General features: G+C 67.8%; 3 protein-coding genes and 1 pseudogene. All 4 read left to right on the top strand.

The features are described 5' to 3' along the window. On the top strand, positions 1 to 815 hold an 815-nt coding region (proB, locus tag BN903_RS04860), incomplete at its 5' end, for a glutamate 5-kinase (protein ID WP_079890582.1). Beyond that, positions 808 to 2166 carry a glutamate-5-semialdehyde dehydrogenase gene (locus BN903_RS04855; protein WP_048076630.1) on the top strand — a complete coding sequence of 453 codons (1359 nt, stop codon included), beginning with the start codon at positions 808 to 810 and terminating at the stop codon, positions 2164 to 2166. The genes proB and BN903_RS04855, both read left to right, overlap by 8 nt. 239 nt (positions 2167 to 2405) lie before the next feature. Continuing rightward, positions 2406 to 3239, top strand: a complete 834-nt coding sequence (locus BN903_RS04850; protein ID WP_048076629.1) for an MBL fold metallo-hydrolase — start codon at positions 2406 to 2408, stop codon at positions 3237 to 3239. 94 nt (positions 3240 to 3333) lie between these two features. Next, positions 3334 to 4228: pseudogene (locus BN903_RS04845) on the top strand (hypothetical protein); the annotation flags it as partial.

The raw sequence follows: 4228 nt of genomic DNA, 5'->3' as shown, positions 1-4228 counted from the left end.
CCCGGGACCTGGCGGCCGCGGCCGACCGCGTGATCGTCAAGGCCGGGACAAACTCGCTGACCGACGACGAGTCGCGGCTCGACCGCGTGAAACTCGACAAGCTCGTCGCCGACGTGATGGACCTCCGCGAGCGCGGAACCGAGGTCGTGTTGGTCTCGTCGGGGGCGGTCGGGGCCGGGACGGGACGGCTCGACGCCGGCCCGGAGTCGCGTGACGACGTCGACTCGATCGTCGAGAATCAGGCCCTCTCGACGGTCGGACAGGGGCTCCTGATACGGCACTACACGCAGAGCTTCGAGCGGTTCGACCAGGACGTCGCGCAGATCCTCGTGACCGGAACCGACCTCGACGCGCCCGACCGGTTCGACAACTTCACGAACACCGTCGAGACGCTGCTGTCGTGGGGGGTCGTCCCGGTCGTCAACGAGAACGACGCGGTGGCGACCGACGAGCTGCGGATCGGCGACAACGACATGCTGTCGGCGTCGGTCGCGCTGGGGCTCGACGCCGACCTGCTCGTGACGCTCACCGACGTCGACGGCGTCTACACCGAGAACCCGAAGCGGGACGCGGACGCGGCGCTGATCGAGGCGGTCGACGACGGGTACGACCGGCTCCGCGAGATCGTCGGCGACGGTACCGAGACCGACTTCGGCGGAATCCGCACGAAAGTCGAGGGCGCACACGACGTGAGCCGCCACGGGATCCCCGCGATCATCGCCGGCTCCGCCGAGCGCGACGTGCTGGCGCGGATCGCAGCGGGTAAGCCGACGGGCACGCTATTCGTCCCCAAGACTGGTGACGACGATGAGTGAGACAGATGGGGAGACCGACCTCGAAGCCGACACCGACGAACTGGCCCGCCGAGCGGAACGCGCCGCGCTCCGGCTCGCGAACGCCGACGAGTCGACCCGGGACGAGGCGCTCCGGTCTATCGCCGACGCGATCCGCGAGCGCGAAACCGACATCCTCGACGCCAACGCCGAGGACGTCGAGGAGGCGGAGGCGATGCTCGCCGACGGCGAGTACACGCAGGCCCTCGTCGACCGCTTGAAGCTCGACGAGACGAAGGTCGAGTCGATCGCGTCGATGGTCGAGTCGGTCGCCGAACAGGACGACCCGCTCGGCGAGACGCTCGCGGCCCGCGAGCTCGACGAAGACCTGGAGCTGTACCGGGTCGCGGTGCCGATCGGCGTCGTCGCGACGGTGTTCGAGTCGCGGCCCGACGCCTTGGTCCAGATCGCGGCGCTCGCGTTAAAGTCCGGCAACGCCGTCGTGCTCAAGGGCGGCAGCGAGGCGAGCGAGTCGAACCGGATCCTGTACGAGACGATCGTCGAGGCGACGCCGGACCTGCCCGACGGCTGGGCGGCGCACGTCGAGGCCCACGAGGAGGTCGACCGCCTGCTCGAACTCGACGACCGGGTCGACTTGGTCATGCCGCGCGGCTCCTCGGAGTTCGTCTCCTACATCCAAGAGAACACCCAGATCCCGGTGTTAGGCCACACCGAGGGGATCTGTCACGTGTACGTCGACGCGGACGCCGACCTGGAGACCGCCGAGGACGTCGCCTTCGACGCGAAGGTCCAGTACCCTGCGGTGTGTAACGCGGTCGAGACGCTGCTCGTCCACGAGTCGGTCGCGGCCGAGTTCCTCCCGGACCTCGTCGAGCGATACGAGGCGGCCGGCGTCGAGCTACGGGGCGACGAGCGGACCCGCGAGGTCGTCGACGTCGACCCCGCGACCGCCGACGACTGGGATACGGAGTACGGTGACCTCGAACTGTCGATCAGGGTAGTCGACGACGCGCTCGCCGCGATCGAACACGTCAACGACCACGGCTCGAAACACACCGAATCGATCCTCACCGAGGACCCGGCGACGGCCGAGCGGTTCATGACGGGCGTCGACGCCGCGAGCGTCTTCCACAACGCGTCGACGCGCTTTGCGGACGGCTACCGGTACGGGCTCGGCGCGGAGGTCGGAATCTCCACCGGGAAGATCCACGCCCGCGGCCCGGTGGGGCTGGAGGGGCTCACCACCTACAAGTACTACCTCGAAGGCGACGGCCACCTCGTCGCGAGCTACAGCGGCGGGGACGCGCTCCCGTTCACCCACCGCGAACTCGACGGCGTCGACTGGACGCCCGGTCGGCTGTCGACGCGGTAGTCGCGGTTCGCGTCCCGAATTTTCGTCGTATCTTGTCGTCCGAGCAGACGCCGTCTCAGTCTCGTTTTCGGCGGAATCGTACGCTGACTCGGCTGGGCGACGTAGCCCAGATTCAATATAGCGATATACAGTTTACTCGTTGCGGTCGCGACAGAAATGCGTCGTACGGCGGCCGACAAAATAATCCCGATCCGCCGAACTCCGGAATAATTACCCACGCCGGTCCCGCAGCGACGCCCATGGTCGACTCCGACTGGGGCGACTGGCTGCCGCGCGCGGTGGCCGACGCCGACCCCGACACGGTGGCGCTGTGGTACTTGGGCTGTAACGGCTTCGCGATCAAGGGGAGCGAGGGGACCGTCCTCTGGATCGACCCGTACGTCGGGACCGGTGACCCGCCGCGGACGGTACGGATGATCCCGATTCCCTTCGATCCCGCGGATGTCGACATCGCTGACGCGGTGTTGGCCACGCACGAACACACGGACCACGTCCACGGGCCCTCGCAGGCCCCGATCCTCGCGAACACGGACGCCGACCTCGTCGCGCCCGACGACTCGCTCGCGGTCGCACGCGAGGAAGAGCGGTGGACAGACGAGTACGCGGTGAGCGAGGCCGCCTTTACCGAGGTTCGGGAGGGCGACGAGCTGCGGATCGGCGAGTTCACGGTTCACGTCGTCGAAACGTACGACGCGGACGCCACGCATCCGGTCGGCTATGTGATCGAACACGAGTCCGGAACGGTGTTCCACGCGGGCGACAGCAAGCCGTCCGACTCCTTTACCGGGCTCGCGGAGCGGTTCGATATCGACCTCGGCATCCTCGCGTTCGGCTCCGAGGGCACGATTCCGGACAAAGAGACCGGCGAACCGGTCCCCACGAAGTGGTACAGCGACGAGAACGAGATCGCGACGGCCGCGAACGACCTCGGACTCGACCGGTTGGTGCCGACACACTGGGACATGTGGAAGGGGCTGACCGCCGACCCGACCGCGCTCCACGACCACGTCAGGAGCTACGAGTCGCCGAACCGGCTGGAGATAGTCGAGATCGGCGACCGAATCGATCTGTAAACGGGAGTCGAGCGGCCGTTTTCGCGGCGTTTTGGTTATCAACCACGAAACGCGGCCCGTGGAATTTAAGCCCCTGCTCCGGGACCGTGCGGGTATGAGCGAACGGACGGCGGAGGCGGCCACGACCGTCGACGAGGACGGTATCCGCGTCGAGAAATCCTTCACGGACGACGCGTTCCCCGTGCCCGCGGTTAGGTACACCCTCTCTTCACACCGCGAGGACCCCGTACGGGTGCGTATCGTCGACCGGATCCCGGAGTCGTTTCCGATGGACCGAGTGGGGTTCCACCCGGAGTACGAAAGCGAGAACTGGACGGCGTACAAAGACCACCGGGTAGAGTTCGAGCGGGTGATAGACCCCGACGAGACCGTCGAAACGGTGTTCGGGATCCGCGACGAGGACCCCGACCTCGACGGCTTCCTCGGGACGCCGGTCATCGAACACGTGCCCGTCGGCGAGGAGATCGAAGATGTCCTCGGCGCTGGCGACACGGACGCGGTCAGAGAGGTGCTCTCGGGCGACCGCGCGACGCTCCCCGGCATGGCGGAAGACGAGGACCTGCTGCCGGAAGACCCCGCAGCGGAGGCCGCTGAGCCGTCTGCGGCCGACGAACCGGATGCCGACGCTGAGCCCGGCGATGACGAGGCGGACGCCGACGCCGGAGAGCCCGGAGTCGACGCCGAGGAATCCGTCGACGCGGAACCTGGCACTCCCGAACCCCGGTCGGTCGCCGAGGACGGGACGGCCGCCGTCACCCCGCACGAGGGCGCACCGCTCGGATCTGCGGACGAAGACGAGACGGAGACCGAATCCGACGCGGACGCCGCCGACGAGGCGGACGAAGCGGTCGCAGAAGAGGCAGACGAAGCGGTCGCAGAAGAGGCGGACGAGGAGGTCGCTGAGGAAGTCGACGAAGCGATAGACGAAGAAGCGGAGGAACCGGTCGCCGAGGAGGCCCACGAACCGGCCGACGAAGAGCAGTCGGCGG

Source organism: Halorubrum sp. AJ67, from assembly GCF_000513435.1.
This window is presented reverse-complemented; position numbering and strand designations above follow the sequence as displayed.